This window comes from Streptomyces sp. SYP-A7185 (assembly GCF_046103685.1).
Lineage (GTDB): Bacteria > Actinomycetota > Actinomycetes > Streptomycetales > Streptomycetaceae > Streptomyces.
Window position 1 is genome coordinate 9,592,056 of sequence record NZ_CP122310.1, and the last position, 24,453, is coordinate 9,616,508.

At 69.7% G+C, this 24,453-nt stretch carries 26 protein-coding genes; 12 read left to right on the top strand and 14 right to left on the bottom strand.

All coding sequences use genetic code 11. The annotated features are described in order from the left end of the window. Nucleotide 1: 1 nt before the first annotated feature. Complete coding sequence (locus QBL25_RS42530; protein ID WP_409062344.1) at nucleotides 2-1,057, bottom strand: ferredoxin reductase; 1,056 nt, start codon at nucleotides 1,055-1,057, stop codon at nucleotides 2-4. Between the two features lie 85 nt (nucleotides 1,058-1,142). Here QBL25_RS42530 and QBL25_RS42535 point away from each other — a divergent pair, with 85 nt between their 5' ends. From QBL25_RS42535 to QBL25_RS42545, 3 genes are all read left to right on the top strand, one after another. Further along, nucleotides 1,143-2,282: a PucR family transcriptional regulator gene (locus QBL25_RS42535; RefSeq protein ID WP_409062345.1), complete on the top strand. Its 1,140-nt coding sequence runs from the start codon at nucleotides 1,143-1,145 to the stop codon at nucleotides 2,280-2,282. 431 nt (nucleotides 2,283-2,713) lie between these two features. Then, on the top strand, nucleotides 2,714-2,998 hold the full coding sequence (locus QBL25_RS42540; protein ID WP_409062346.1) for a hypothetical protein: 285 nt from the start codon (nucleotides 2,714-2,716) through the stop codon (nucleotides 2,996-2,998). 17 nt (nucleotides 2,999-3,015) lie between these two features. After that, on the top strand, nucleotides 3,016-3,267 hold the full coding sequence (locus QBL25_RS42545; RefSeq protein WP_409062347.1) for a hypothetical protein: 252 nt from the start codon (nucleotides 3,016-3,018) through the stop codon (nucleotides 3,265-3,267). Between the two features lie 140 nt (nucleotides 3,268-3,407). On the opposite strand, the gene QBL25_RS42550 is transcribed toward QBL25_RS42545, so the two are convergent. Together QBL25_RS42550 and QBL25_RS42555 are read right to left on the bottom strand one after the other, a co-directional pair. Continuing rightward, complete coding sequence (locus tag QBL25_RS42550) at nucleotides 3,408-3,830, bottom strand: VOC family protein (protein ID WP_409062348.1); 423 nt, start codon at nucleotides 3,828-3,830, stop codon at nucleotides 3,408-3,410. 57 nt (nucleotides 3,831-3,887) lie between these two features. Next, nucleotides 3,888-4,765 (bottom strand): IS5 family transposase gene (locus QBL25_RS42555; protein WP_409062349.1). Its coding sequence is split into 2 segments (ribosomal slippage): nucleotides 3,888-4,411 and nucleotides 4,411-4,765, totalling 879 coding nucleotides; the frame shifts between segments, so codons are not numbered across the junction. A 100-nt stretch (nucleotides 4,766-4,865) separates the two neighbouring features. Between QBL25_RS42555 and QBL25_RS42560 the strand changes: the two genes are divergently transcribed. After that, nucleotides 4,866-6,050 (top strand): IS701 family transposase, encoded by a 1,185-nt coding sequence (locus QBL25_RS42560; RefSeq protein ID WP_409062965.1) that lies wholly within the window; start codon nucleotides 4,866-4,868, stop codon nucleotides 6,048-6,050. Between the two features lie 366 nt (nucleotides 6,051-6,416). Here QBL25_RS42560 and QBL25_RS42565 read toward each other — a convergent pair whose 3' ends face one another. Both QBL25_RS42565 and QBL25_RS42570 read right to left on the bottom strand, forming a co-directional pair. Beyond that, the gene (locus QBL25_RS42565) at nucleotides 6,417-7,613 is read right to left on the bottom strand and encodes a macrolide family glycosyltransferase (RefSeq protein ID WP_409062350.1); all 1,197 of its coding nucleotides are present in this window, start codon (nucleotides 7,611-7,613) and stop codon (nucleotides 6,417-6,419) included. 76 nt (nucleotides 7,614-7,689) lie between these two features. Further along, the gene (locus tag QBL25_RS42570; RefSeq protein ID WP_409062351.1) at nucleotides 7,690-8,343 is read right to left on the bottom strand and encodes a CatB-related O-acetyltransferase; all 654 of its coding nucleotides are present in this window, start codon (nucleotides 8,341-8,343) and stop codon (nucleotides 7,690-7,692) included. Nucleotides 8,344-8,457: 114 nt separating this feature from the next. Here QBL25_RS42570 and QBL25_RS42575 point away from each other — a divergent pair, with 114 nt between their 5' ends. Next, entirely contained in the window at nucleotides 8,458-9,084 is a 627-nt protein-coding gene (locus tag QBL25_RS42575; RefSeq protein WP_409062352.1) for a TetR/AcrR family transcriptional regulator, read from the top strand. Nucleotides 9,085-9,171: 87 nt separating this feature from the next. On the opposite strand, the gene QBL25_RS42580 is transcribed toward QBL25_RS42575, so the two are convergent. Both QBL25_RS42580 and QBL25_RS42585 read right to left on the bottom strand, forming a co-directional pair. Then, nucleotides 9,172-9,549, bottom strand: coding sequence for a toxin Doc (locus tag QBL25_RS42580; RefSeq protein ID WP_409062353.1), 378 nt, complete (start codon nucleotides 9,547-9,549; stop codon nucleotides 9,172-9,174). Then, nucleotides 9,549-9,791: a hypothetical protein gene (locus tag QBL25_RS42585; protein WP_409062354.1), complete on the bottom strand. Its 243-nt coding sequence runs from the start codon at nucleotides 9,789-9,791 to the stop codon at nucleotides 9,549-9,551. The genes QBL25_RS42580 and QBL25_RS42585 overlap by 1 nt, the downstream gene beginning before the upstream one ends. A gap of 223 nt (nucleotides 9,792-10,014) precedes the next feature. Here QBL25_RS42585 and QBL25_RS42590 point away from each other — a divergent pair, with 223 nt between their 5' ends. Next, nucleotides 10,015-10,530, top strand: coding sequence for a hypothetical protein (locus tag QBL25_RS42590; RefSeq protein WP_409062355.1), 516 nt, complete (start codon nucleotides 10,015-10,017; stop codon nucleotides 10,528-10,530). Between the two features lie 332 nt (nucleotides 10,531-10,862). On the opposite strand, the gene QBL25_RS42595 is transcribed toward QBL25_RS42590, so the two are convergent. Next, the gene (locus QBL25_RS42595; RefSeq protein ID WP_409062356.1) at nucleotides 10,863-11,069 is read right to left on the bottom strand and encodes a hypothetical protein; all 207 of its coding nucleotides are present in this window, start codon (nucleotides 11,067-11,069) and stop codon (nucleotides 10,863-10,865) included. 564 nt (nucleotides 11,070-11,633) lie between these two features. On the opposite strand from QBL25_RS42595, the gene QBL25_RS42600 reads away from it, so the two are divergent. Beyond that, nucleotides 11,634-13,049, top strand: a complete 1,416-nt coding sequence (locus tag QBL25_RS42600; RefSeq protein ID WP_409062357.1) for an FG-GAP repeat protein — start codon at nucleotides 11,634-11,636, stop codon at nucleotides 13,047-13,049. Between the two features lie 104 nt (nucleotides 13,050-13,153). On the opposite strand, the gene QBL25_RS42605 is transcribed toward QBL25_RS42600, so the two are convergent. Then, complete coding sequence (locus QBL25_RS42605; RefSeq protein ID WP_409062358.1) at nucleotides 13,154-14,170, bottom strand: saccharopine dehydrogenase; 1,017 nt, start codon at nucleotides 14,168-14,170, stop codon at nucleotides 13,154-13,156. Nucleotides 14,171-14,250: 80 nt separating this feature from the next. Here QBL25_RS42605 and QBL25_RS42610 point away from each other — a divergent pair, with 80 nt between their 5' ends. Then, complete coding sequence (locus tag QBL25_RS42610) at nucleotides 14,251-14,841, top strand: TetR/AcrR family transcriptional regulator (RefSeq protein ID WP_409062359.1); 591 nt, start codon at nucleotides 14,251-14,253, stop codon at nucleotides 14,839-14,841. Between the two features lie 188 nt (nucleotides 14,842-15,029). On the opposite strand, the gene QBL25_RS42615 is transcribed toward QBL25_RS42610, so the two are convergent. The 5 genes from QBL25_RS42615 to QBL25_RS42635 form a co-directional block, all read right to left on the bottom strand. After that, a complete protein-coding gene (locus QBL25_RS42615; protein WP_409062360.1) occupies nucleotides 15,030-15,497 on the bottom strand; it encodes a helix-turn-helix domain-containing protein in 468 nt (155 codons plus the stop codon). A 183-nt stretch (nucleotides 15,498-15,680) separates the two neighbouring features. Then, nucleotides 15,681-16,946, bottom strand: a complete 1,266-nt coding sequence (locus QBL25_RS42620) for an MFS transporter (protein ID WP_409062361.1) — start codon at nucleotides 16,944-16,946, stop codon at nucleotides 15,681-15,683. A 1-nt stretch (nucleotide 16,947) separates the two neighbouring features. Continuing rightward, nucleotides 16,948-18,801 carry a condensation domain-containing protein gene (locus QBL25_RS42625; RefSeq protein WP_409062362.1) on the bottom strand — a complete coding sequence of 618 codons (1,854 nt, stop codon included), beginning with the start codon at nucleotides 18,799-18,801 and terminating at the stop codon, nucleotides 16,948-16,950. Next, complete coding sequence (locus QBL25_RS42630; protein ID WP_409062363.1) at nucleotides 18,798-20,105, bottom strand: DUF6271 family protein; 1,308 nt, start codon at nucleotides 20,103-20,105, stop codon at nucleotides 18,798-18,800. Before QBL25_RS42630 ends, QBL25_RS42625 begins: the two co-directional genes overlap by 4 nt. After that, nucleotides 20,087-21,169, bottom strand: coding sequence for a phytanoyl-CoA dioxygenase family protein (locus tag QBL25_RS42635; RefSeq protein ID WP_409062364.1), 1,083 nt, complete (start codon nucleotides 21,167-21,169; stop codon nucleotides 20,087-20,089). The genes QBL25_RS42630 and QBL25_RS42635 overlap by 19 nt, the downstream gene beginning before the upstream one ends. Nucleotides 21,170-21,522: 353 nt before the next feature. On the opposite strand from QBL25_RS42635, the gene QBL25_RS42640 reads away from it, so the two are divergent. From QBL25_RS42640 to QBL25_RS42655, 4 genes are all read left to right on the top strand, one after another. Then, complete coding sequence (locus QBL25_RS42640; RefSeq protein ID WP_409062365.1) at nucleotides 21,523-22,419, top strand: aminoacyl--tRNA ligase-related protein; 897 nt, start codon at nucleotides 21,523-21,525, stop codon at nucleotides 22,417-22,419. A gap of 15 nt (nucleotides 22,420-22,434) precedes the next feature. Further along, nucleotides 22,435-22,677 carry an acyl carrier protein gene (locus tag QBL25_RS42645; protein WP_409062366.1) on the top strand — a complete coding sequence of 81 codons (243 nt, stop codon included), beginning with the start codon at nucleotides 22,435-22,437 and terminating at the stop codon, nucleotides 22,675-22,677. Next, complete coding sequence (locus QBL25_RS42650) at nucleotides 22,674-23,387, top strand: 4'-phosphopantetheinyl transferase family protein (protein ID WP_409062367.1); 714 nt, start codon at nucleotides 22,674-22,676, stop codon at nucleotides 23,385-23,387. The genes QBL25_RS42645 and QBL25_RS42650 overlap by 4 nt, the downstream gene beginning before the upstream one ends. A 137-nt stretch (nucleotides 23,388-23,524) precedes the next feature. Then, on the top strand, nucleotides 23,525-24,412 hold the full coding sequence (locus tag QBL25_RS42655) for a phosphotransferase enzyme family protein (RefSeq protein WP_409062368.1): 888 nt from the start codon (nucleotides 23,525-23,527) through the stop codon (nucleotides 24,410-24,412). Nucleotides 24,413-24,453: the final 41 nt, after the last annotated feature.

Here is a 24,453-nt window from a genome sequence, read left to right on the forward strand (position 1 = left end):
CCTACCGTTCGATGTCGCACGGGCCCGCCGCGGCGGACACGCAGGTCTGGATGAGGACGCCCGGCTCGGCCTCGGTGATCTCGCCGGTGCGCAGGTCGCGGACGGCGCCCGTCTTGAGCGGCGTGACGCAGCCGAAGCAGATGCCCATGCGGCATCCGGAGGGCATGAGTACGCCGGCCTCCTCGCCGATGTCCAGCAACGGCGTGGCGCCGTCCGCGTCGACGGTCTTGCCGGTGGTACTGAACGTGACCTCGCCGCCGTCGCCGGCCACGACGATGCTGGGCCGGAAGCGCTCGGTGTGCAGGCGCTCGGCCACGCCGTGCTCGCTCCAGTGCGCTTCGGCGGCGTCGAGCAGGCCCGCGGGCCCGCAGGCCCAGGTCTCGCGCTCGTCCCAGTCGGGCACGAGTTCGTCGAGACGGGCGATGTCGAGCATGCCGTCGGTGTCGGTGTGCACCTCGGTGAGCCGCAGCTTCGTGTCCGCGGCCAGGTCGTGCAGCTCGGTGCGGAAGATCACGTCTTGCGGCCGGGGCGCGCAGTGGACCAGGACGACGTCGTCGAACTCGCTGTCGCGCAGCATGCCCATCACGGGCGTGATGCCGCTGCCGGCCGTCAGGTAGAGGACCTTGGCGGGCGTGGCCCGCGGCAGCACGAAATCACCGGTCGGCTGGTCGAGCTGGATCAGGGTGCCCGGTTGCGCCTTGCGGACCAGGTGGTTGCTGACCTTGCCGTCCGGGATGGCCTTCACGGTGATCGTGACGCGGCCGTCCCTGCGGTTGGTCGGCGAGGTGAGGGAGTAGGCGCGCCACAGGCGCACCCCGTCGACGTCGATTCCGATCCGCACGTACTGACCGGCGGTGTGGCCGCGCCAGCCCCGTCCCGGTCTGATCACGATGGTCGCGGCGTCGTCCGTCTCGGGGAGCACGGCCTCGATGCGGCCGCGCAGGTCGGCGCCTGTGCGCAGCGGGCTGAACAGGTCGAGGTAGTCCGACGGCAGCAGCGGCGTCGTGACCGTCTCCAGCAGTTTCCATGCCCTGGTGCGGAGGGCTGCACTCGTCATGACTTCAGCTTGATGCGCCGCAGGGCGTAAAGTCCTGACCGTAGGACGTGAATTTGGTCGGCTGAATTGTTCGCAGGGAACAAAAATGAGCTATGCAGTCCGGAAAGCCAGCGAACTGGCCTTGGATGAGACGACGGTCACCGCACTGCGGGGCGCGCTGAAGAGCACCGCCGACGAGGTCGTCCAGGCGATCATCGACGAGGTTCCTCCCTATGCCAACGCGTTGTCGGGCCGCATGGGCGGCACCATCCGCCGAGCCGTCCGCACCGCCCTGGGGCACTACCTGGACCTCGCGAGCGGCGCCGCCACGGGCGGCGACGCCGGTGACGCAGCCTACGAGCTGGGCCGCGGCGAGGTGCGCGACGGCCGTTCGATGGACGCCCTGCTCAGCGCCTACCGCGTCGGCGCCCGCGTGGCCTGGCGATGCCTGGCAGCGGGTGCCGTACCCGCGGGTCTGCCCGCCGCCGAGGTCGCCAAGTTCGCCGAGCTGACCTTCGCCTACATCGACGAGCTCTCCGCCGCGAGCGCCGCGGGCCACGCCGACGAACTGGTCGCCCGGGGCCGCGCCCACGAGCGCGACCTGGAACACCTGGCCCGCGACCTGCTCGCCGACGCGAGCCCGGACATGCTGCTGGCCTCTGTGCAACGGGCCGGATGGCAGCCCCCGGTTTCGCTGACCGCGGTCCTGCTGCCCGCCGCCCAGGCCCGGCCCGCCTATCGCACGCTCGACCCGAGCACTCTCGTCCTGGACGATCTGCCGGATGCCACCGGGGTGCTGCTCGTCCCCGACGCGGACCGGTCGCATCTGTTGCGGCAGCTCACCGACCGCACCGCCGTGGTCGGCCCGGCCCGGCCATGGACTCGTGCGTCCGCCTCGTACGCACGAGCCGTACGCGCGCGCCTGCTCTCCTCCGACATCCGCGACACCGAAGCCCACCTGCCCGAGCTGGTGCTGAGCGCCGACATGGACGCGTTCGCCGACCTGCGGGCCCGAGCCCTCGCACCGCTGCAGACCGTGCCTGCCGCGACCGCGCGGCGGCTGGAGGAGACGTTGCGGGAGTGGCTGCTGCACCAGGGTCGGCGAGACGAAGTGGCGGCGGCGCTGTTCGTCCATCCCCAGACGGTCCGGTACCGCATGGCGCAGGTGCGGGAACTGTTTCCGGACCTCTCCTCACCCCGCCGGGTCCTCGAACTGACGCTGGCACTCGGTCTTCAGGCCGGCTGACATGTACGTCGACCGCCTGCGCCCGCGTCGCCGAGCAGTCCAGTAGTCAGGTGAAGACCTGGCAAGGGGCCGGAACTGCTTCGGGGCCACGTTCGCTGACGGGACGTTTGGTCCCGGCCGATCCTGCGTTCGCTGGACCACCGCCTCCTTCCCCGGGTGCCGATGTCGCGGCGGAGGTCGTTGCCGAGGCGGCGCCGGGGTCGATGGCGTCATTGCGATTGCCGGCGTCGGGCCACGCGGTGATCACGGCCGATAAGGCTCGCAGCTGTACCTGAAGCATCCCGCAAGGAGAAAAGTGCAGGTCACACCGGCACTGTAGAAGTCCTACGCACGCATTGTTCAGTGCGCTACGGTGAGTCCGAATGTCAACCGGGAACTCATCTGGATTCAGATCCGCGAACTCGGACGAGAACCTGCACCGGGAGGACACGATGAGCAGCGAGCCGTGGACCATCGAGCGGATTCGCGACGCTCTCGGTAGTCCCCAGTTGTCCCAACGCTTCCTCAACGAGATCGGCAAGGCTCCGGCGCATGAGTTGCTGCCCGTCTTCGCCAAGTGGGAAGGGGTCGCGAAGGACATCCTCGACGCGGTCGGCGAAGCGGACGAGATCCTCGACGCCGAAGCCCGCGGTGAAGAGCCGCCCGGCCGGTGGATCGACGGCACCCACCGCCTTGAAGAAGCAGCCGCCCGAATCGACCCCCAAGGCGCCGCCTGACCTGACACCCTTACCGGGTGTACAAGCTCCGCTACAGCGAGGCCGCCGAGGCGGTCTGGGATTCGCTCCCCGATGTTGCCCGCGATGAGTTCGAGCGTGCCATCGTCGCTGTCTGCGAAGACCCCTACGCAAAGACGGAGTCGCACGGCGGGGACGACGCCGACGTCAAACGCATCCTCACCCTTGAATACACCGCCGCCATGATCGTCGTCATCGAAGTGCCCACCGGCAAGCGCGTCCGCGTCACCAGGCTTCGGTACATCGGCTGAAGGGCGGTGCGTAACTTGCGCGTGTGTGCCTGCTTTCTCTCAGGTCAAGTTGCTGTGTCGGCAGGTTGCTTGGGCGGGTGTGGGGAAACCTGGGGCGAACCTTGATTGTGCTAGAGCGTGTTTTGAAAGTCGGGTTGCCTTTAGCCGATGGTTGGGGTCGGCGATGCGGTGCGGGGGCGATGGGCCCGCACGTCCACAGGACGTCCATCAGGATCGCGAGCTGTCATCGTCCACTGCGTTGGCAGCGTCTCAATCTGTCCGACCGGCCACCCGGCACCCAAGATTTGCTCGCGAACCTCACACAGTTGCACGTACGTTCCCACGCGCAGTCCCCATCCCGCCCGGCCAATGGGGTCGAGATCGGTGGTGGGGGCGGTTGCGGTTTCGACGATCATCAGGTGGTCGTCTCCGCCGACATCGAGGACTGCGATCCGAGGATCAGAAGGGGTTGCAGCGCGCTCGAATGCGAGCCCCGCTCCGAGCAACCCCGTGTAGTACGTCACGAGCCGGTCGAGGTCGGTCGTGGACAGAGTCAGATGGTTGATTCCGAGGAGATCGGGCATGGTTCGCCAACTGTAGTACAGCCGCTGGACGGCACCTGGGTCATGCTTGAGATGTGGTCACAGCGCCCGACGTATCAAGGCGAGTTGGACGGTAGCTTCGTAGCGGACGGCAAGTCTGTCGTACCTCGTGGCGACGCCACGGGCCTGCTTGAGCAGGGCGAATCTGCACTCGACTTTGTGCCTTCGTTTGTACATTTCGCGGTCGAACGCCGGCGGACGGCCGCCGGCCGAACCACGCCGGAGGCGGTGTCCTGCCTGGTCACGCTTCTCCGGGATGGTGTGCGGAATCTGACGTTTGCGCAGGTAGGAGCGGATGGCGCGGGAGGAGTAAGCGCGGTCGGCAAGCACGTGGTCGGGCCGGGTCCGTGGGCGCCCACCGCAGATCCGGGGGACGCGGATTCGGTCCATCACCTGCTCGAAGGCGGGTGCGTCGCCTCGCTGTCCGACAGTTATGACAGCGGCGAGGACATGGAAGGATGCGTCGACGGCGAGGTGAATCTTGGTGGTCAGCCCGCCGCGCGAGCGTCCGAGGCCGTGGTCGTCCGGCTCGGACGCCAGGCCGTCCTCGCGCGGCCGGTCCGGATCGTCAGCCCCTTTTTGCGGGCCCCGGCAGCGTGCTGATGGGCGCGGCAGACGGTGGAATCGACCGACACCTCCCACTTGATGATCCCGTCGGAATCCGCCTTGACCTGCAACTTCGTCAAGATCCGGGCCCAGGTCTCGTCGATCTGCCAGCGCCGGAACACCGCATATGCCGTCTCCCAGGGCCCGTATCGCTCGGGCATGTCCCGCCAGGGGGAGCCGGTCCGGGCCCGCCACCAGATCCCGTCGAAGACCTGCCGCCGATCCCTCGGAGGCCGGCCCATCTTCGGTATCGGAGGCACCAGCGGCTCCAGCCGATCCCACTGTGCATCCGTCAGATCGCCACGAGACATCCCAAGATCGTTTCACGATCCTGATCAACATCTCAAACACGTCCTAGTACTGCAACGGTTTCTACCGTGACTGCTGGCCAGGTTCCTCGTTGTCATGGTTATGGGTGGGGACCTTGCTGATGTGCGTGTGTGGGCGAATGAACTGGAAGCCGTGCACGAGCGGTTCGTGCACCGGTTCAACCGGTCCGAGCCGCGGGAGTCGGCGCTTGCGTATATGCGGGGGTTGATCGCTCCGCTGGAGCGGAAGAACGGCTGGACACTGGCCGAACAGGCAGGTCATGCCGCGCCGGACCGCATGCATCGCCTGCTGAACCGGATCGAGTGGGACGCCGACGAGGTCCTTGATGACATCCGCGGCTATGTCGTCGAACATCTCGGTGACCGCGATGCGGTGTTGATCGTGGATGACACCGGCTTTTTGAAGAAGGGAGTCCGCTCGGCCGGAGTGCAGCGCCAGTACTCCGGAACCGCGGGCCGGACGGAGAACTGCCAGGTCGGTGTCTTTCTCGCTTACGCATCCCGGCGCGGGCGCACGCTGATCGACCGGCGGTTGTATCTGCCCACGTCCTGGACGGATGACCGCGAACGCTGCCGCCGCGCGGGCGTTGAGGACGCAGTCGGTTTCGAGACGAAGGTGGCCATGGGCAGGGCGATGGTCCGCCGGGCGATCGCCGATGGAGTCCCGTTCGGATGGGTGACAGCGGACGCCGCCTACGGCTACAGCAAGAGCTGGCGAACCGAGCTGGAGCAGAGCGACATCTTCCACGTCATGGCCACCACCCGGCATGACACCGTGGTCAGTCGCTGGGCGATGGATCACCCCGTCAACGAGCTGTTTCCCGGCCTGCCCCGGCAGAAATGGAAACGCCGTTCCTGCGGCCAGGGGGCCCACGGCCGGCGGGTCTTCGACTGGGCTCGTGTCGAGGTCAGGCCCTGGCACCGGGAGGACCGCCGGCACTGGGTTCTGGCCCGCCGCAGCGTCAGCAGGCCCCAGGAGATCTCCTACTACATCGCATACTGCCCGGCCGACACGACACTGGATGAACTCATCCACGTCGCCGGAAGCAGGTGGGCGGTGGAGGAATGCTTCCAGAGCGCGAAACAGGAGTGCGGCCTGGACGACTACCAGGTCCGCCGCTATCCCGGCTGGCACCGCCACATGACCCTGGCGATGGCCGCCCACGCCGGCCTGACAGTCCTGCGGGCCCAAGCGCTGGACACCGAGAAAGCAGAAACGGATCCTCCCAGCTCATCCGCCTCAGCCTCGCCGAGATCCGACGCCTGATCACCCGCCTCACCGACCGCCGCCCCGCACCCGTCGACCACATCCTGCACTGGTCACACTGGCGACGAACACGCCAACACCAGGCCCGCATCAGCCACTACAAACGACGCGGCCACAGCCCCTGACACCTGCCCAGCACTCAGAACAAACACCGTTGCAGTACTAGGGGCGGCGGTGCATTCCACGGTCGCGCACGCTGATCCTTGTGGCAGCGCTGCGCCTACCTACGCCTGACGCTCAAGGCTTGCGATGTACACGAGTCAGGTGGGGAGCCGTTCTTGGCGCCGGGGGTGCCTGTGCTTGTCCTGCGGGTGCCGGTCCTCGGACGAGGACGGCGTGGGCCGGGGAAGGGAAAGTGGCAGTGGTTCAGAGCGGTGGGCCCTTGGTGGCCGCCAGCGCGTGCTCGATGAGGTCGGCGGCGCGCGCGGTGCCGCCCTCGGCCCGGGCTGCGGCCTGCAACTGCTGGGACCGGGCGACGCGTTGTGGGTCCGTGACCAGGTCGTTCAGTGCCGCACGAAGAGTCTCGGCGCTGGCGTCAGCGGTGTCCACGCGGCGGGCGACGCCGAGTTCCACGAGCCGGTCGGCGTTCATGAACTGCTCGGCGCCCTGCGGCACGGCGATCATGGGAACGCCGGCGAGGAGCCCTTCGCCGCAGCCGCCCATGCCGGCGTGGGTGACGAAGGCGTCGGCCTGTTCCAGGATCGCCCGCTGCGGGACCCAGGGACGCACGTCGACGTTGGGCGGGATGGCGCCGAGTTCCTCGGGGTCGGTGTACTTGCCGATTTGCAGTACGACGTGCCAGCCGGGCAGGTCGCCGAAGGCCGCGATGCACTGGCGGTAGAAGGCGGGCTGGCGCGTGTACGCCGAGCCGAGCGAGACCAGCAGCACATGGTCCGCGGTGGCCGGGCGGGTCCAGCCGTCCGTGTCCGCCGGAGTGTCGAAGCAGGGGCCGACGAAGGTCACGGTGTCGGTGTCGACTCGATCTGCGTGCGGCTGCATCGCTTTGGGGATCAGGGCGAGGGCACGGGCGGGCGGGCCGGAGAAGGTGTCCACGTCCGTGGTGGTCGCACCGCAGTCGGCGAGCCACCGGGCGAACCTGTCCCGGTAGGTGTCGGCGCCCGACAGTCGGCGCAGATGTGCCCCGACTTCCTCCTGGTAGCCGTCCCAGCCGACGAACGTCGGGGACAGTTGCACGAGGGGGCGGCCCTGCGCTTCGGCGAGGGCGCGCGCGGCGTAGGCGCCGATGTCGTAGAGGTACAGGTCGGGCGGGTCGTCGTCGTAGGCGGCGCGCAGTTGCGGGAGCGCCTGGACGGCGTCGTCTAGGAAGAGGCTCGCCGCGGCGATGGGATCGGCGGGCCAGTCGTTGTCCGCGACGGGCAACGTGGAGGTGCAGGGCACCCATCGCGCACCGGTGGACTCGATCCGGTCGGCCACGAACGCGTCGTTGGCGTAGGTGACGCGGTGTCCGCGGGCCACCAGTTCACGGATGAGCGCGAGGCTGGGCAGGACGTGGCTGACGATGGGGACGCCGACCATCGCGATATGGGCGCGGCGCTGGGGCATGGCGATGGCGATCCCTCGTTTCTGGCGCGGGGGTGAGGCGGGGCGGGGAGCGGGGGAGTGTGGTGAGGACGCGATGTCAGGGCCGGTCGATCTGCGCGGCGGCCTCCTCCAGTTCGGCGACGGTCCCGGACATGATCGTCCGTACATGTCCGGTGATGTGCTCCACGGGCCAGTCCCACCAGGCCACGGCGAGGAGCCGGGCGATGTCGGCAGCGTCGTAACGGGTGCGGATGAGCCGGGCGGGGTTGCCGCCGACGATGCCGTAGTCGGGGACGTCGCCCGTGACCACGGCGCCGGCGGCGATGATCGCGCCGTGACCGATGCGTGCACCGGGCATGACCGTGGCGCCGTGGCCGAACCACACGTCGTTGCCGACCACCGTGTCGCCCCGGCCGGGCAGGCCGGTGATCAGGTCGAAGTGCTCCGACCAGGAGCCCCCCATGGTGGGGAACGGGAAGGTGGAAGGGCCGTCCATGCGGTGGTTGGCGCCGTTCATGATGAACCGGACGCCCGTCCCCAGCGCGCAGTACTTGCCGATGACGAGCCGCTCGGGACCGTAGTGGTACAGGACGTTGCGCGTCTCGAACGCGGTCGGTTCGTCCGGATCGTCGTAGTAGCTGAAGTCGCCGACCTCGATCAGCGGCGACTTCACCAGCGGCTTGAGGAGCACCACGCGCGGGTGCTCGGGCATCGGGTGGAGCACGGTGGGGTCAGCGGGAACGGGCGGCATCGTGGAGGCGATTCCTCTCGGGCGAACCTAGGGCGACAACCGTCGCGTTAAGATGCTGGCACAGCCCAGCCGCCTTGATCAACCGGATACTGATGACCGGGATACCGATTGCCGATGACAGACCCACTGGACACGACGTCGGACCGCCGTCCGGGCGGTCGCACCGCCCGTATCCGCGCCCAGGTTCTCGCCGCGGTGCGCGCCGAACTCGCTGAAAGCGGTCACCAAGGCCTCACGATGGAGGGTGTCGCGACCCGCGCCGGAGTGCACCGCGCCACGGTCTACCGCCGATGGCGCGATGTCGGCGGCCTGCTCGTCGACGTCATCGACGCCGCGGGCGAAATCGACTGGCAACCGCCGGACACCGGCTCGCTGCGCGGCGATCTGACGGCTCTCAACCAGGAGATCCAGGAGTCCCTCGTCGTGCGGCCGTCGTTCGCCATCGCCCTGATGGCCGCCTCGTTCCACTCCGAACAGGCCGCGCGGGCCCAGACGCAACTGTGGATGGACCGGTACGCCCAATGCGAGGTCCTCGTCGAACGCGCCGTCGAGCGCGGTGAACTCCCCGTACCGCACACGGACGCGCGGAGCCTGCTGATCGCCGCCACGGCGCCGCTCTACCACCAGCTGGTGCTCCTGCGAGCCGACCCCGACCCGCACCTCCCGCAACGGGCCGCAGAAGCGGCAGTCCTGGCGGCTGCCGCGGGAGCCTTCGCCGTCCGCCGAGAAGAGAGCGCGTGATCAAGGAGGCAGGAAGCCGACCCCGGCGCAAGCAGGAACGCGGCAGGAGTGTGCTCGACGGTGGGCTGGAACGTGCCCGGCGGGGTCCTAGACCTTCCAGGCGCGCAGCGCTTCGGCCGCGGTGTACACGCTGATCCTGGTGTCGCGGACCTTGCGGACAAGGTCCGACAGGGCGCCGTAGGGCGGATCGATGCCCTCGCCGGACTGGTCCATGTACTGGGCGGCGACGAATGCCGCGTACAGGCTGTTGCGGTGCGGCAGCGGTTCCAGCTGCACGATGGTGTGCAGGAGGGCAGCGGCGCGCCAGGCGGCGTCCGGGTCGGATGCTTCCAGGGTGGGCATCCGTGTCTTGTGCCGGGCGACGGCTGCGACGAGCGCGGAGTAGTCGGAGACGGAGACGTCGTCGTCACCCAGGGCGGTTTCCTGGATGTCGAGCAGCCAGGAAACGTCTATGTGCAGAACCATCAGGCGGCTGCAGCTCCGGCTCCGGGTCGCTGCGAGGGCGGCACCTCGTCGGGAAAGGCGGCGTCGAACTCGGCTCGCAGCCGCTCGGCCCACTGGGCGGCGCCGGCGACGAACTGCCTGCGCTGCATCTCCCGCACCCCAAGGTCATGGAGATAGGCCTTCAGGCTCTTGCCCTCGGCGGCAGCCGCCGCGCGCACGCCCTCCATCTCCTCTTCGGTGAAGCTCACATTCAGTGATGGCATGAGACCCATGGTACCTACTTGGTGCCTGGCCGTGAATCCTTTCCCGCACTTCCGCCGAGCAGCCGGGGCCGCCCCCCGGAGGGGCGCCCCTGCGCTTGTTTCCTGAAACGCTGCGTGACTGCCTCTTTGGGGGTTGGGACGCCGAGCTGTGCAGCCGACCCGCTGTACGCGCGCGCCGGGTGCTCCGGTCGACCCAGCGCCACCACAGGCGGACCCTGGAGGTATGAACGGCATACGCACCTCCGCGGTCGCCCGGCTTTCGGTCGCCGCGATCACTGCGTGTTTCCTGGGCGCCGGCAGCAGCCTGGCCGTGGCGGCTCCGCTGCTGTCACCCGCAGCTGAGCAGGCAGGCGACTGGGAGGACACGAAGAAGTGGGACGGTGGCCTGACAGTCACCGTTTCCAAGCCGACCACGTTCACGCCCGGCGCGTATTCCATCGGCCATGAATCCGGCAACCAGGCAGTGAAGTGGCGGATCAAGGTGCACAACGGAACGGACGAGGCGTTCCAGGGCGCACTGATGAGCGTGTACGTGAAGTCCGGAAGCGACGGCGATACCTGCGAGCAGATCTTCGACGGGGATCTGGGTGCGGGTATCGCCGGCAGTGTGTCACCTGGATCTTCAGGTGCGGCCTACTTCGCGTTCGACGTCCCGCAAAAGCAGCTCAACAAGATCGACTTGGAGGTGCGCCCCGATTTCGACCAGGACGGGAAGCACTGGGTCGGCCAGGTCAAGTAGTTCCCTCCCTGCTCGGGTCCACGGTCGTGGCCTTGGCGGCCTCGCTGCGACATTCGTCGAGCGGGAAAGGGCCTTGATCGGTGAACAGGCCTCCTGCGCCCCATTGTGACGTGCCCGTCTTGCCGCGTCAGGGCCTTTTTCCTCAACCGGACAACCCTCGGCTCCGAACCCGCGCTGTCCGTTGTCCGTGCCGGCCGCGCCCTGCAAGGGGGTGATGCGAGCTTTGCTGCGGCGGATGTGAAGGGCGACCGGCTTGAGCCTGGTGATCGTCTTTGGCGGCAAGGCCGGTGAACGGAGGATCTCCCGAGGTTGGCGGTTGGTCCGTCTGGGGTCTAGTGCGGGTCCCAGTTGCCGTTGGTGGTGAAGTTCCCCGTGGTGGAGGAGACCTGGAAGCCGTCGGGGGTTGTCTGGGCGCAGCCGCCGGGGCACTGCACGGTGAACTCGTTCGGCTGGGCGCTTGCGGCAGGAGCGGCCAGCAAGGCCGCGGCGACGCCACCCGCGGCGAGCAGGCCTGTCGTCCAACGCGTCATTCGCTGCATCTCATCTTCCTCTCGTGACGTGATGAGCACACCGTGGCATGCGATGCCTGCTGGCGCCGAACCTTTCCGATGGTGCTCGAAGATCGTGTCCTTCGGGATGCCGGTGTCCACTGGAAGCTGATCGGAGCGACCGCAGTCTGCTCGAGTACCAACTCCGCGAGAGCGCAGGCCGAAACGGTGATCCGTCGCCGTGCGTTCGGGGCTCTCAGAGCGTGAGGACCTTGAACAAATCGGGCGTCGCGAAGACCAGGGCACCGGCGTCGGCTATCGCACCGCCCCCCCATCGGCCACGACGCCTGCCTTGGCATCGGTGTCCGACCCGTCCAACGGCCCCCAGGGGACGCCGGATTACGCATCTTTCCCGTGTGGCTGGAGGAGTGAACGGGCCTTCGGCTGGCTCAGGCGCCTTCAGTGCCATCGAGGTGGTCTGTGCCATCGTGCTTTGATCATTGCCATCCACGGCTGGTGATTATTAGGTTGGGGCGCCATCGAAATTCGGGTGGCTCTGCTGTGTCACGTGGCGAGCCAGGATCCCTCGTCACTTCCTTGCGTCAGGAGCTCCCTGTGGTTGCACCCCGGTTCGCGCTCGCACTGCTGGGCTGCACGGCCCTGCTGCTCACGGGGTGCGCAGGCGACGGCGGGAGCCGTCAGGGGACAAGCGGCGGTGCGGGGGAGAGCCGTCCGGCTCCGCGGGACCGCGACGGTCGCAGTGAGTCCGGCCTCGGTGACTTCGACAAGGACGGTTACGACGACTTCGTCACCGTCGACGCGAACCGCGCCCCCGGCGGCTCATGGGCCTGGAACGTAGTCGTCGTACCGGGCTCGAAGAAGGGGCTGGACGCGGCCCGCGCCACCCGGTATCGCGACGTCTACAGCGGCCCGCTGCTCCGCGGCGACCTCGACCGCGACGGGTACACGGACCTGGTGACCACTCGAGAACCCGCACGACCGGGCCACAAGACCAAGCCGGGCGCCATCTACCAGGCGGTGGTCATGTTCGGCGGCCGGAACGGCCTCGGCGATCCGGTGACCGTAGCCGCCCCGCGCCAGTTCCTCGCGATGGCCGTGGCCGACGTCAATGGCGACGGTGCCCTCGACCTGATCGACCGCGGCAAGGGGGCGCAGGAGAAAGACCCCTCCCAGACACCCGGGCGGATCGCATACGGCCCGTTCGGCCGGGACGGCTCCCCGGCCCGGCTGGTGGGCCAGGACTGGAAGGCCGCCGGAGGCGGGGCCACCGGTGGTGACTTCGACGGCGACGGCTTCGATGACCTGCTCTTCACCGGCAGCCCGCCGTACGCGGACGACGAGGAGCCGGTGTCCGACCCGATCCCGGCAGCCGCCTACTTCCGCGGCAGCCCTGACGGGCCTGTCTCGGCGGCCCCGCCCAAGGGCTTGGACAACAGCACCGAGGACGGAGTCGTGACGCCGCTGGCCGGCGATGTGGACGGTGACGGCATCTTTGACCTCCTCGTCGGAGGAGGGGGCACTGCTGCCCCGGCCGATGGCCTCGACCCGGGGCAGCTCACCATCGTCTACGGCGCCAAGGGCGGACCCGGCACGGGCCGCCGCACCACGGTGTACGACCAGGAGACCCCCGGCATCCCCGGCGATTCGCAGGGAAGGGACATGTTCGGTGCCGTCTCCGGCGCCGGTGACGTGAACGGTGACGGGCATCCGGACCTGGTGGTCAGCACACCCGGCGAGGACAAGGCGGGCCGCTTCACGCTGCTCCCCGGCGCACCCGACGGTTCAGGCCCCGACCCGTCCCGGGCCACCGCCTTCGACGCGACGACCTACGGCGGTACATCGATCAGTGCCACCCTGCCCCCGTTGGACATCGACGGCGACAGGTATGCGGACGTGGTGGCCCAGACGCCGGGCGGCCTCCTGCTCTTCTCAGGCGGGAAAGCCACGTTCCCCGCCGGGGCCCCCAAACTCACCAAAGCCGCCAAGGTGGGGATGAACGCGCGGAGTTGACGCTGCTCCTCAATGCCCGCAACCTCGTGGCCAGCGCAAACACCAGCAACGCCGACACGATCGCAGCGGGGCGCCCCCCGGGTGTGGAACCCGTGATGGGTAGGTCAGCTGTTGGCGGGTGCGCCGATGAAGGCGGCGCCGGTCTCGGTCATTCGCTCGACCGCGTAGGCCGGGTCGAGCAGCGACTCGGGAGTGTGGATGCCCGGCGTGACGGCATCTCCGCGCAGGCCGAGCAGACGTTCGATGCCAAGGGCGATGCCCAGTGCGGTCAAGGGACGCTGCCCTGCCCGATGGACCAGGTAGCTGCTCGTGCTGATCGGCATACCTGCCCGGTCAGCGCCATCGAGGTCGATCCGGACCTCGAAGGACGGGGCTTCGCCGCGGCGCCGGCCGGCGGATTCGCCGACGGCGAAGTCGAAGCGGACGTTGGGTGCGTCCGTCGCGAGCGCGAGGCTAGGCACGTCGAGGACGGCGATGCTCTGGGCCGGCAGGACGGTGCCGTCGGCACTGTGTACCTCCGCTCGCGCGTCGGGGCCGTTGACCCAGGTGAAGACGCCGTCTCGGCGCACCAGGCCGGCCGAGGTGGCGGTGGCCCACCGCTGCAGATCCGCTTGACCCGCGGGCCCGCCGGTGTCCAGGTCGTCCAGGACCGCACCGATCCGGATGGTGTCGATCCGGTCGAACTGCCGGGCCAAGTGCACAGCCGCGAGGGCGACGCTTCCTGCGCAGTAATGGCTGGCCAGCAGGATCGGTGCTGCACCTGACCGGTGGGCGCCCGCTATGACCTCCGGTGCGATGTCCGTCAGACCGCTGGAGATGCTGAGGTAGGGCAGCCCGCGATCCTGGGCGTAGCGCAGTCCTTGCAGGCGGTCGTCCCAAAGCGCGGCGATCACCGCCGAGTGGCGGTGCTCGGTCGGAAGGCCGAGATCGCCGCGTCGCAGATTGGTGGTCACGGCCGTCGCGGCGCCCAGGTCGGCGGCCACCTGCCGTGCGCGGCCGATGTCGCGGCCCGCGATCGTCAGCGGCAGGGCCGGGTGCCATCGGCGCAGGAGGGCGGCGGCTCCCGCGCCCGCTTGTCCCGTACCGCCCAAGATCAGTACCGATTCCGATGGTTCCACCATGAGTTCCCCCTCATCCATGAAGCTACATTTTGTAACCTACGTTTTGTAGCTTAGATTGGGAGGCGACCGCAAGGGAGACCATGACCACCCCACCGACCCGCCTGTCCAAACCGGCCAGACGCGAGCAGCTGCTCGACACCGCCGTGGCGATCGTGCGCACCCAAGGCGCCGACGGCCTGACTCTGGTCACCCTCGCCGAGGCAGCCGGGGTGAGCAGACCGATCGCCTACGACCACTTCGCCACGCGCCCCGGTCTGCTGCTCGCCCTCTTCCGGCGGCTCGACGCACGCCACCGGGCAGCGATCACACAGGCGTTGCAGGATGCGCCCCCCGGCGCCGGGGAGATCGCCCGAGTCATCAGCAGTGCCTACTTCGCCTGCGCCACCGACATGCCCGAGCTCAGCGCCGTGTCCGCCGCGCTGAAAGGAAGCCCGGAAATGGAAGCGGTCCAGCACGAGTTGACGGAGGATTACACGGACCTGATGGCCACGGCGCTGCTGCCCTATACCGGCCTGGCGCCCCAGGCCCTGCGGCTGCGTTGTGTCGGCGTGCTGGGTGCGGCCGAGGCGCTTGCCGTCGAGCTGAACCAAGAACGGTCAACCGAGAGCGAGGCGGTCACGGCGCTGACCGACCTCATCGCGGGCCTCCTCGACGCCAAGGCCGATGGTTAGGGCTACAACGCCACGCGCTCAGAAGGGGACGTTGCTGAGGGGCGCCCCGGGTGGGCGCCGCCTGCCACCTCTCGATGCCAGGGTTGATGCCGACAGGAGCCGCGGCGGCGCGTCATGCTGAGCCCGCCTCTGCCCGGTGGCCGCTGAAAGGCGGTGCGGCCCCCGGGCGAAAGCGGGCTGAGGCCCGGTCAGGTGGGAGGGGCGGGGATGGTCACCATCAGGTGCACAAAGATGCTCCACAGGCCGACGCCTGCGGCAGCAAGGCGCAGCCTGCGCCGACGCTGAGGGGAGATGGGATCGGGTGCATTCCCAACCGGGCGCCCGCTCACCATGGGCGAAGCACCTGGTCTCATCGGGACGGTCATCGCCCCAGCTGGACGCTGGACGCGGTGCGGTGTGGCAGGCACCGCGCAGGTTTTCTGGGCCAGGCCCTCAAGGAATCGAGCGTAGGCCTGGCGTCGCTCACCTCTGGGAGAGGTCTTCCCCGATTCCCAGGACCGCACCGTCATCACCGTCACGCCGAACGCTGACGCCACCTGAAGGGGCGTCAGCCCCCACTGCTCCCGCAGATGGCGGCGTTCGGCGGCCGATGGAAGGGATGTTGGGCAGGCGCGCAGGGAAGGGCGCGGGCGCTGTTCGGCGTACGTGGCGTTCATGACCGTACGACAATCGCTCCGGAGTGAACCGTGCGCAGGCGGCGGCAAGTTCCCCCGAACGGCCTCAAGCGAGGGTCGTACCCGGCGGCTCGTACCCGGCGATTGGCTCCCCTGGGGGCGGCAACATGCCCCTGCGGTCGCTGCCCCTTACGGCACCGGCCGGAAGGGGCAGCGACCGAAGTCCTAGTCAGCCGCGGTCAGCGGCGCCAAGGACGGTGCCGAGGGGCTGGCCGGTTCGCGGCCGAGTCGGCGAATCGCCGGGACGGTCAGCATCACTGCCATGAGGAGGACGGCGACCACGGCGGAGAACTGCAGGACGCGGGCGGTGCCGAACGCCTCGGCCGCGGGACCTGACAGGGCGCGCCCCAGGGGGATGACCATGATGGAGCCCGCCACGTCGTAGGCGGACACGCGGCTGAGCACCGTGAGCGGGATGTGTGTCTGGATGCTCGTCGCCCACATCACCCCCCAGAAGGCGAACCCGCAACCGCCCAGCACATGTGCGGCCGCAGTGGCGGGAAAGGACCACCCCAGGGCGGGGGCCAGCGGGTTGAGCGCGAACATCAGCATGGCGAGCGCTCCGGCGACGATCGGCTTGCGGGGTCGCACGCGCATGCCGAGCAGTCCGCCGATGATGGTGCCGGCACCGTCCGCGGAGGCGATCCAGCCGTATCCGTTCGCGCCGTGCTGCTCGGTGATGAGCGCGGCGCCCAGGGGCAGTGCGGGACCGAAGACGAACAGTCCGAAGATCGACCAGATGAGGATGACGCTCCACAGCCAGGTCCGGGAGCGAAATTCCCGCCAGCCGACGGCCAGACGGTGCCAGATCGGCGCGGTCTCCTCGTCGGGGCGGGAGGCCAGGCGCCTGAGGGGAAGCAGCCCCAGCGCGCTGAGCGCGTAGGCGCCGGCGATCACCAGGTAGGAGGCGGCGATGTCCCCGTACGCGACCAGCAAACCCGCGAGTCCCGGACCGAGCAGAGCGCTCAGCGCCTCGGAGAGGCGCAGCAGGGCGTTGGCTCGCTGGATGTCCTGCGCGACCTGCGGCACGAGGGCGGCAAGTCCTGGCTGGAACAGGGCGGTCGCGGCCCCGCTGATCGCCATCAGCGTCATGATCTGCCACAGCTCGGGAGAACCGAACGCCAGGAGTGCGGCCATGAGCAGCATGGCGATCATGCGCAGCAGGTCCGCGGCGACCATGGTGGTCTGTGGGGAGAATCGGTCCGCCAGCACTCCGCCGATCAGGACGAGGAGCACGACGGGGGCCATCCACGCGGCCAGGGCGTAGCCCACGCCCGCGGGGCCGAAGCCCGTGGCGAGCACGGCGGTGGTCAGCGAGACCATCAGCATGCCGTCGGCCAACAGCGAGGCGCTGCGGGCGGTGAAGAACAGCCGGAAGGGAGCCGAGCGCCATGGGCTGGGCAGCGTGTCGGTCGTATGGTCGGTGGTCATGTCACATCGGCCTTTCCCGGCCGTCCCCGTCGATGAGGGCAGGCAGTTGGTGCCACGCGGTGGAGTCACCGCGATCACAAGGGGGCGTACGCACGATGACGTAGCGCTGCGGGGCGAGGAGCTCGGAGCGTGCCGCGACCTGTGTCATGAGCGCGGTGTGGATGCCGCGCGGCGTCGGCGGCGGTGCGTGCGGCGCGACGATGAATGCGGTCAGGCGCCGGCCGTGCCGGCCTGGGTCGGGGTCATCGGTGCTCGTCGCGGTGGGCTCCGCTGGCTCGGTGCCGTCCGCGGCCCGGGCGTGGTCGGTGACAGTGACACGCACCTGGAGACCGCCCGTGACGTGGCTGATGGCCTGTTCGAGTGCAGGGCGCGAGATCCAGCAGCCGTCGACGCGATGCCAGTGCTTGTCACGCTGGGCGGGGCGCACGCCGGTGAGGGCAGTGAGGTCCTCCAGCGGGACGTCCGCGTGTGCGGCGGCCTCCAGCAGCCGGACGAGTCCGTGCAGATGGCCTTCGGCTTCTTCGGGCGTGAACAGGGCGGGGTCGGCCCACAGGGAGAGGCGCAGAGCCGGTTCGATGGCATGGACGAAGGTGAGCAGGCGTGTGGGCAGTTCCTGCTCCGGACCCCAGGTCAAGGAGAGGTCGGGGACTGCTGTGCCGGGCTCGGCGTCCGCGGTGCCCACGGACGTGGCGGGGACGCTGCTGACGTCGTTGAACACGACGTCACGGGCGAAGCGGCTGCCGCGTTCGTGGGTAACGGTGTCGATCATGTCCCAGAGCCGGACGGAGTCAAAGCTGCTGTGCCGGTAGGCGTCCAGGGCGGCGCCCCACGCCTTGCGCAGGACCGTGTCGAAGGTCGGGCCGCTCACGTCGAGGCTGAGCAGGGCGTCCTGGGACAGGGTGGTGACGCTGCGGGCGTGGTGGGACCGGTTGCGGTTGGAGGTCGGTGCCGCGGTGACGCAGGTCGTCTGACCTGCCCGGTGCGCGGCCAACGTGCTCCAGGCCGCCAGCAAGACGGTGGGGGCGGGACTGCCGGTGCGTGCGGTGACGGCTTGCAGTGCGCGGCCTGCGCGCCCGGAGTGCAGTGAAAGCTGTGCGGTGCGGTGGTCGCCCGCGCGCAGCCGTGGTTCGGCGAACATGGCTTGGGGTGCGGTGCGCAGGACCCGCTCCCAATAGCGCAGCGATGCCGCGCTCTTGCGCAGCCCCGCGGGCGACGTCTCCTGGGCGGCGAGGTCGAGCGGGGCCAGGGCGTCCGGTGCGGGCAGGGCGGTGCCGGTCACCAGGGCACGCCATTCCTCGTGGAGGATCGCGAGCGCGGTGCCGTCGGTGGCGGCGTGGCTTGCGGCCAGCGCCAGATGCGTGAGGTCCCCGCCTCGGGTGAGCAGCGTCAGCCGGAGCGGGAAGTCCCGGTCGAGGCGGAATCGGTCACGGCGGGCGTCGCGGGCCACAAACTGGGCGTAGTCGGCTGGTTCGTCGGGATAGGCGGCGTGCGCCCGCACGGTGATGTCGAAGGAGCCGTGAGCCGCCACCTGCTGCTCCCGGGGCAGTTCGCCGGGCTGGTGCGGGAAGGTGGTACGCAGCGCCTCGTGCCGCTCCACCAGGGTGCGCAGGGCGCTGACGGCATGTTCGACCAGGGTGCCCGGTGGTGCGGGCCAGACGTCGTGGATGTTGATCTGTACGGGGTCGTCGCGCAGGATGCAGCGGATCATGTTGGTCTGCCCGGCGGCGAGCGGGCCGCGTCGGGCCGTGCCGGCGGCGTAGTGGACGCTGATGGTGTGCTCGGTCCACGGCGGTAGCTGTTCGTGCGGGTGTGGCGGGTGCGGCGGGTGTGTCGTGTGCGGGTGCGGTGTCGTCATCGGGTCACGGGCTCCCTGGTGCGCGCGGCTTTGATCAGTGCGGGCCAGGCGTCGAGGAGGAAGGCGAAGTCGGCCATGTCCGTCCGGGCCTCGGCCAGCAGTTGGTCCCTGCGCGCCGCCAGCAGGTCCGCTGCCTTGGCCCAGCGTCCGCCGAGGTCGCGGTAGACGGAGTCGAGCGTGTCGAGCCGGTGGGCATCGGCGGGGCGGATGTCTGCGGCACTGCGGCGCACGGCCTGGGTGACGGCGCTGGTCCGTAGGCGGCCCTCGTGGTCGACCAGGCCGGCTTCCGGCGCCCGCAGCGCAGTGTGGATCTCGTGGAGGCGGGGCACGGCAAGGACGTACTTGGCGAGCCTGACCTGGTAGGCCAGGAAGCCGGCATCGGTACGGCGGTGCGGTGTGTGGTGGTTGACGATGTGCCGGTTGTGGTGCACTCCGGGCAGGACGGCGGTGTGCGCCAGGTTCAGCAGGAAGTAGTCGCTGCCGATCGTGTGGGTGGCCGGCGGCAGCGGGACGCGGGTGTACACCGCGCGGGACAGCGCGATGTTGCACATGTCGACGCGGGTGGGCGGTACCCGGGTGAGGGTGGTGTGGTCCGCGCTGAACGCTGTGGTCTTGGCGCCGCGGAACGTGTCCGCGACGAGGGTGGTGCGCCACAGGGCCGGGTAGTCGTCGGGCACGGTGAGCATCAGGACGCGCTCGTAGGTGCCGGGGTCGCTGCGTCGTATCGCGTCCAGGTCGACGGACATGGCACCGATGAACGACCCGCCGACCAGGGCGATGGGGCGGTCGGCGACGGCCGGGTCCAGCCTGCGGACCGTGACGTGCTCGGCGGCCTCGGATGCGCTGACGCCGAGGAAGGCCAGTTCGTGGTGGAGCGGGAAGAGGGTGTGGCCGGCGTGTTCCTGGTAGCGGCTGTCGGAGTCCCGGCGGTGCACCGAGGCGCAGCCCAGCATCTCCGCGAGGAGGAAGGCGCGGTCGGTGCAGGCGCCGTAGGACACGTCGTCGGGCAGCAGCAGGCCGAGCAGACGCTCGGCGTGTGCGGGCGAGGCCGCGGCGGCCATGTCGTGGAGCAGGGTGCGCTGCGCTGCTTCGTCGAGGTGGTGGACGACGACGTCGCGGGCCGGCGCCAGGTTCTCGATCACTTGGCGGTGCTCGTGCCGTGCGGCCGGCGGGGCGGAGTCGAGGACCAGGACGTGGACCTCCACGTCGAAGGCGCGTGCCCCGTAGGCGGCTTCCCGGGCGACGTCGGCGATGGCGGGCGCGCACGGCCGGTTGGTGGGCAGGGTCAGGCAGATGCGGCGCACGCGCGCTCCCCGGCGTTCGCGGTCCGGGCCGGCTCGTGCCAGGGGGTGAGCCCGAGCAGGCGGCTGCCGAGTGCGTCGAGTTCGGCCGTGGGATAGCGCTTGGACTCGTGCAGCACCGGGTCGCCCACGAGCGTGCGGTTCCAGCGCGGGGTGCGCAGGTGGCGCCAGGAGCCGACCCGTGAGGTGCGCAGGCGGTCGTGCTCCTCCAGCGCGGGCATCATCGAGAGGTACTGCACCGCCCGAACTCCGTGCTGGGAGGTGTTGCGGGCCACGCCGTGCGCGAGGAGCCCGTTCCAGATGAGGAGGTCACCCGGGTGCAGGTCCGGCCGGACGACGGGGAACTCCTCGCGGTCGGCGTCCGGGCGCAGCGGGTCGCGGTCGGCGGACTGCAGCGGTGCCCACTGGTCGAACCGGCGGAACAGTTCGGGGCAGCACTGGAATCCCCCGGTCTCGGGGCTCGTGTCGTTGAGGGCGATGATGCCCTGGACGCGCTGGGGCGGAACGCCGAGCGTGGTGTCGATGTCCCAGTGCAGCTCGATGTCGAACCCGCGGTCCGTCGGGTCGATCAGTGCGCGGTCGCGGTTGCCGCGGTTGGGCGGGTTGAGGTTCAGCCGGTCGAGCGTGACCCAGAGTTCCTCGCTGTCCCACACGTCGACGAAGGCGTCATAGACCCGGCTGCTCTGGCGGCTGTCCCAGAGCAGCTGATGGTGGTACGCCTCGACGAAACCGTAGATGTGCAGCTGCCGGTCGAGCTGGGAACGCCAGGGGCGGTCCTCGAACCAGGTCTGCGGGCGGTCGGGGTCGAGCCCCTGGAAGTCCCACGTGAAGTCCAGCAGTCGCTGGGCCGACGCGGCCGGGATCGCTTCGCGGACGACGACGTAGCCATACGTCTGCCAGTGGGCGAACTGTTCGTCCGAGAGCACCCTCAGCGGCCGCGTCTTGTCCAGCTCGCGCAGGGTGGTCTGGGCCAGGTACGACTCGCCGTCGGCGCTGAAGTAGGGCCGGTCGGTGGCGGCTCGGTACAGGTGGGGGCGGGCGGGGCGGGAGGGCTTGGTGGTGGCCATGCGGACCCTTCGGGGGCGTCTGGCGGTGGGGTGGGCTGAGCGCGGCTCAGCACGGCGAAGGCAGCACGGTGCATCGCCGTGGGCTGTCGGTTCGGCAGTGCGAGACAGCACCCGGAACATTGGTCTAGACCTAGCGTCGCTGTCAAGTTCCGCCACCCGCAGGGGTCTTGAGGCCGCCACCGTCGCCACGATGCGTCACTCGCCGTTCACCAGACTGGTCTAGACATCTTGCGCCGTGGCGCTCTATCGTCCACAACTCGACGCCATGGACACCTGCGTGACGACACATCACCGCACCCATCGCCATGCCCATCGCCTCTGCGCGCCCAGCCTCCTTCCCAGAAAGCCCCTGCATGACCACGACCTCCGCACCCGCACTGCCGCCCTTGCGCAGCCCCGGCCCCGGCCTGCTCGCATTCGACCCCGTCCACACGGCGCTCCTGCGCCGGCTGGACACGCTGCTGAGCGGCCTGGCCGCACAGCTGGCGGCCCCGGAAGTCCTTGGCCCACCCCTGCTCCCCGCAGAGGACCTGGCCCGCCTGGATTACTTCCGCAACTTCCCGCACCTGGGCGTCCCCGCCGGCCGGTTCGCCCCCGAAGCACTCGACGCACTGGCCGATGGCGCCCCACCCCAAAACGCACCACTGCACGCCACCGGCCAGCTACTTCCCTCCGCCACGTGCTACGGCCTGCTGATCGCGCTGCAAGGACAAGACATCGGCGAGGACGGGCTGCTCATCTCCGCGACCGGCCGATGCTTCCGCAACGAGAGCCATTACGAGGGGCTGCGCAGGCTCCACGGCTTCCACATGCGCGAAGTGCTCTACGTCGGCACCAAGGACGGCAGCGTCCAACACCTCGACCACGGGGCGCAGTTCATCGTCGACATGGCGCAGCGGCTGGGCCTGTCCGTGACCCGCGCAGCGGCGGACGACCCGTTCTACGACCGGCAAGGCTCCCGGGCCAAGCTCATGGCACTCGATCCCGTCAAGCACGAGTACAGCATCTCCGACGGCACGGCCATCGCCTCCGTCAACCGGCACCGCAACTTCTTCGGCCAACGCCTGGCCATCGGCGCCGGCGCACACGGCGACGCCTACAGCGCGTGCGTCGCCTTCGGCGTCGAACGCTGGATCCACGCACTGATCCTGGCGCACGGCTCGCCCGAAGCCGCGCTCGACGCCGTACAGAACCTGCCGCCCGCCACCACCACCTCCCTCGACTCCTCCACCGCCGGACCCGCACAGTAAGGACCGCACAGCACGATGGAACCCGTCATCGCATGGATCCACGAGAAGAACCCCGAGCTCGACGGCACCCTCGCCCTCGACGAGGACCTGATCGAAGCCCGGCTGATCGACTCCATGGACTTCCTGGAATTCATCGACCTGCTCGAGTCGCTCAGCGGCGAGACCATCGACCTGCAGACGTCGACCATCGACGACTTCCGCACCCTGGAACGCATCCGCGACCGCTTCCTGAGCCCGTCGCACACCCCCTCTGCGTGAACGCGGGCACGCCGGCGCTCGTCGTGATCGCCCGCACGTACGAAGTGCTGAGCGCGTCCGCAGCGGACGAGCAGGTGCTCGCCGGATGGGAACGGGACAGACTCACCCGCATACGGGTGCCCGCCCGGCGCGACGACGTCCTGGCGGCGCGCCTGCTCCTGCGCTGGTGCGTCGCCAAGGCCACCGGGGCCGCGGCGGACGAGGTGGATCTGCGTCAGCACTGCCCCGATTGCGGCCGCGCCGGTCACGGCCGCCCTTTCCTGCCCGCACACTCGCAGCTGGGAGTCAGCCTGAGCCACGCGGACGGACTGGCGGCGGCCGCTGTCGGCCACGGCAGCATCGGCGTCGACGTGGAACCGTGGGAGCGCCGCGTGCCCCGTCCTCAACTGGTGCACCGCCGCTTCCCCTCGGCGCAGCGCGCGTCACCCACCCGGACGACCGCCCTGCCCCGCGAAGTCCACCTGCCGCCCGAGAACGACAGCCTGGCCCGGTGGGTGGAGGCCGAGGCGCGATTCAAAGCCGGCGACGACACAGGGCCCGCGCACACGTGGCGCGACACGTCCCGCCGCGCATGTGCCGCACTGGCCTGCGCCGGCCCCTGGCGCACGGCCGAACCCGACACCGTGGCCCCTCCTGCCCACCGCACCGCACACCACCCGCCCAACCGGTCCACGTCGCCTCGTGTCACGACATCGCCCGGGCACCGATGAGGGTTGTTCGGACGAGCGAAGGCGCGGCGGCGCGGGCCACGGCGGTCTCTGGTGCGCAGGTGTGTGGGGGCCGTGCCTTCGCAGGTGGGGCAGGCTGGAGTGGGATTGCTGTTGCTGGCCTGTGGCAGGATGCGGGGATGGAGTGGGGCGAGGTCACGCGTGCGGTCGCGGCGGCGAGGTCGGTCGCCATGTCGCTGGGCCTTCCGGCCGACGATGCGCGGGTCCTCCACAACTCGAACAAGGTGGTGTTGCGGCTGCTGCCGTGTGACGTGGTGGCCCGCGTGGCGGTGGTGGGCCAGGAGGTTGCTGCGTTCGAAGTCGAGCTTGCTCAGGGGCTGGCCAAGATCGGGGGCCCGGTGGGTCCGGTGGAGCCTTCGGCGGGTGCGCGGGTGTTCGTGCGCGATGGTTTCGCCGTGACGCTGTGGACCTACCACGCGCCGGCGACTTCACACCTGTCGCCCGCCGCCTACGCGGCGGCGTTGGAACGACTGCACACCGGCCTGCGCACGATCGACATGCCGGGCCCCAGGTTCACCGACCGGATCACCGAGGCACAAGAGGTGGTCGCCGACCCTGACCGCTCGCCGCAACTGGCCGACGCGGACCGGGTGTTCCTCGGCGGCACGCTGGCCGACCTGCGCCGCGCGATCGCGGCGAGGGACGCAGGGGAGCAGTTGCTGCACGGAGAGCCGCACCCGGGCAATGTGCTCAACACGAACCAAGGCCCCTTGTTCATCGACTGGGAGACGTGCTGCCGCGGGCCCGTCGAGTTCGATCTCGCCCACGTGCCTGCGGCGGTGTGCGCGCACTACCCAGGCGCGGACCAGGGGCTGTTGGAGGAGTGCCGACAGCTCGTGATCGCCATGGTCGCCGCCTGGCGGTGGGAGCGGGGCGACCAGTTCCCCGACGGCATGCGCTTCGGGCAGGAGCTCCTGCGGGTACTGCGCCAGGGTCCTCCCTGGCCGACCCTGGACACCGTGACCAGGCCCATGGACGGACGGGAGAAGTCACCGCAGGTCTCGTGACAGCCGGTGCCTGAACTGCGGGGGATCGGGGAGGCCACAAG

Excerpts from the sequence above, each read along its gene's own strand:
- QBL25_RS42530 (WP_409062344.1), bottom strand. The coding sequence starts at position 1,057 with ATGACGAGTGCAGCCCTCCGCACCAGGGCATGGAAACTGCTGGAGACG.
- QBL25_RS42535 (WP_409062345.1), top strand. The coding sequence starts at position 1,143 with ATGAGCTATGCAGTCCGGAAAGCCAGCGAACTGGCCTTGGATGAGACG.
- QBL25_RS42540 (WP_409062346.1), top strand. The coding sequence starts at position 2,714 with ATGAGCAGCGAGCCGTGGACCATCGAGCGGATTCGCGACGCTCTCGGT.
- QBL25_RS42550 (WP_409062348.1), bottom strand. The coding sequence starts at position 3,830 with ATGCCCGATCTCCTCGGAATCAACCATCTGACTCTGTCCACGACCGAC.
- QBL25_RS42560 (WP_409062965.1), top strand. The coding sequence starts at position 4,866 with ATGGGTGGGGACCTTGCTGATGTGCGTGTGTGGGCGAATGAACTGGAA.
- QBL25_RS42565 (WP_409062350.1), bottom strand. The coding sequence starts at position 7,613 with ATGCCCCAGCGCCGCGCCCATATCGCGATGGTCGGCGTCCCCATCGTC.
- QBL25_RS42570 (WP_409062351.1), bottom strand. The coding sequence starts at position 8,343 with ATGCCGCCCGTTCCCGCTGACCCCACCGTGCTCCACCCGATGCCCGAG.
- QBL25_RS42575 (WP_409062352.1), top strand. The coding sequence starts at position 8,458 with ATGACAGACCCACTGGACACGACGTCGGACCGCCGTCCGGGCGGTCGC.
- QBL25_RS42580 (WP_409062353.1), bottom strand. The coding sequence starts at position 9,549 with ATGGTTCTGCACATAGACGTTTCCTGGCTGCTCGACATCCAGGAAACC.
- QBL25_RS42585 (WP_409062354.1), bottom strand. The coding sequence starts at position 9,791 with ATGCCATCACTGAATGTGAGCTTCACCGAAGAGGAGATGGAGGGCGTG.
- QBL25_RS42590 (WP_409062355.1), top strand. The coding sequence starts at position 10,015 with ATGAACGGCATACGCACCTCCGCGGTCGCCCGGCTTTCGGTCGCCGCG.
- QBL25_RS42595 (WP_409062356.1), bottom strand. The coding sequence starts at position 11,069 with ATGCAGCGAATGACGCGTTGGACGACAGGCCTGCTCGCCGCGGGTGGC.
- QBL25_RS42605 (WP_409062358.1), bottom strand. The coding sequence starts at position 14,170 with ATGGTGGAACCATCGGAATCGGTACTGATCTTGGGCGGTACGGGACAA.
- QBL25_RS42610 (WP_409062359.1), top strand. The coding sequence starts at position 14,251 with ATGACCACCCCACCGACCCGCCTGTCCAAACCGGCCAGACGCGAGCAG.
- QBL25_RS42615 (WP_409062360.1), bottom strand. The coding sequence starts at position 15,497 with ATGAACGCCACGTACGCCGAACAGCGCCCGCGCCCTTCCCTGCGCGCC.
- QBL25_RS42620 (WP_409062361.1), bottom strand. The coding sequence starts at position 16,946 with ATGACCACCGACCATACGACCGACACGCTGCCCAGCCCATGGCGCTCG.
- QBL25_RS42625 (WP_409062362.1), bottom strand. The coding sequence starts at position 18,801 with ATGACGACACCGCACCCGCACACGACACACCCGCCGCACCCGCCACAC.
- QBL25_RS42635 (WP_409062364.1), bottom strand. The coding sequence starts at position 21,169 with ATGGCCACCACCAAGCCCTCCCGCCCCGCCCGCCCCCACCTGTACCGA.
- QBL25_RS42640 (WP_409062365.1), top strand. The coding sequence starts at position 21,523 with ATGACCACGACCTCCGCACCCGCACTGCCGCCCTTGCGCAGCCCCGGC.
- QBL25_RS42645 (WP_409062366.1), top strand. The coding sequence starts at position 22,435 with ATGGAACCCGTCATCGCATGGATCCACGAGAAGAACCCCGAGCTCGAC.
- QBL25_RS42655 (WP_409062368.1), top strand. The coding sequence starts at position 23,525 with ATGGAGTGGGGCGAGGTCACGCGTGCGGTCGCGGCGGCGAGGTCGGTC.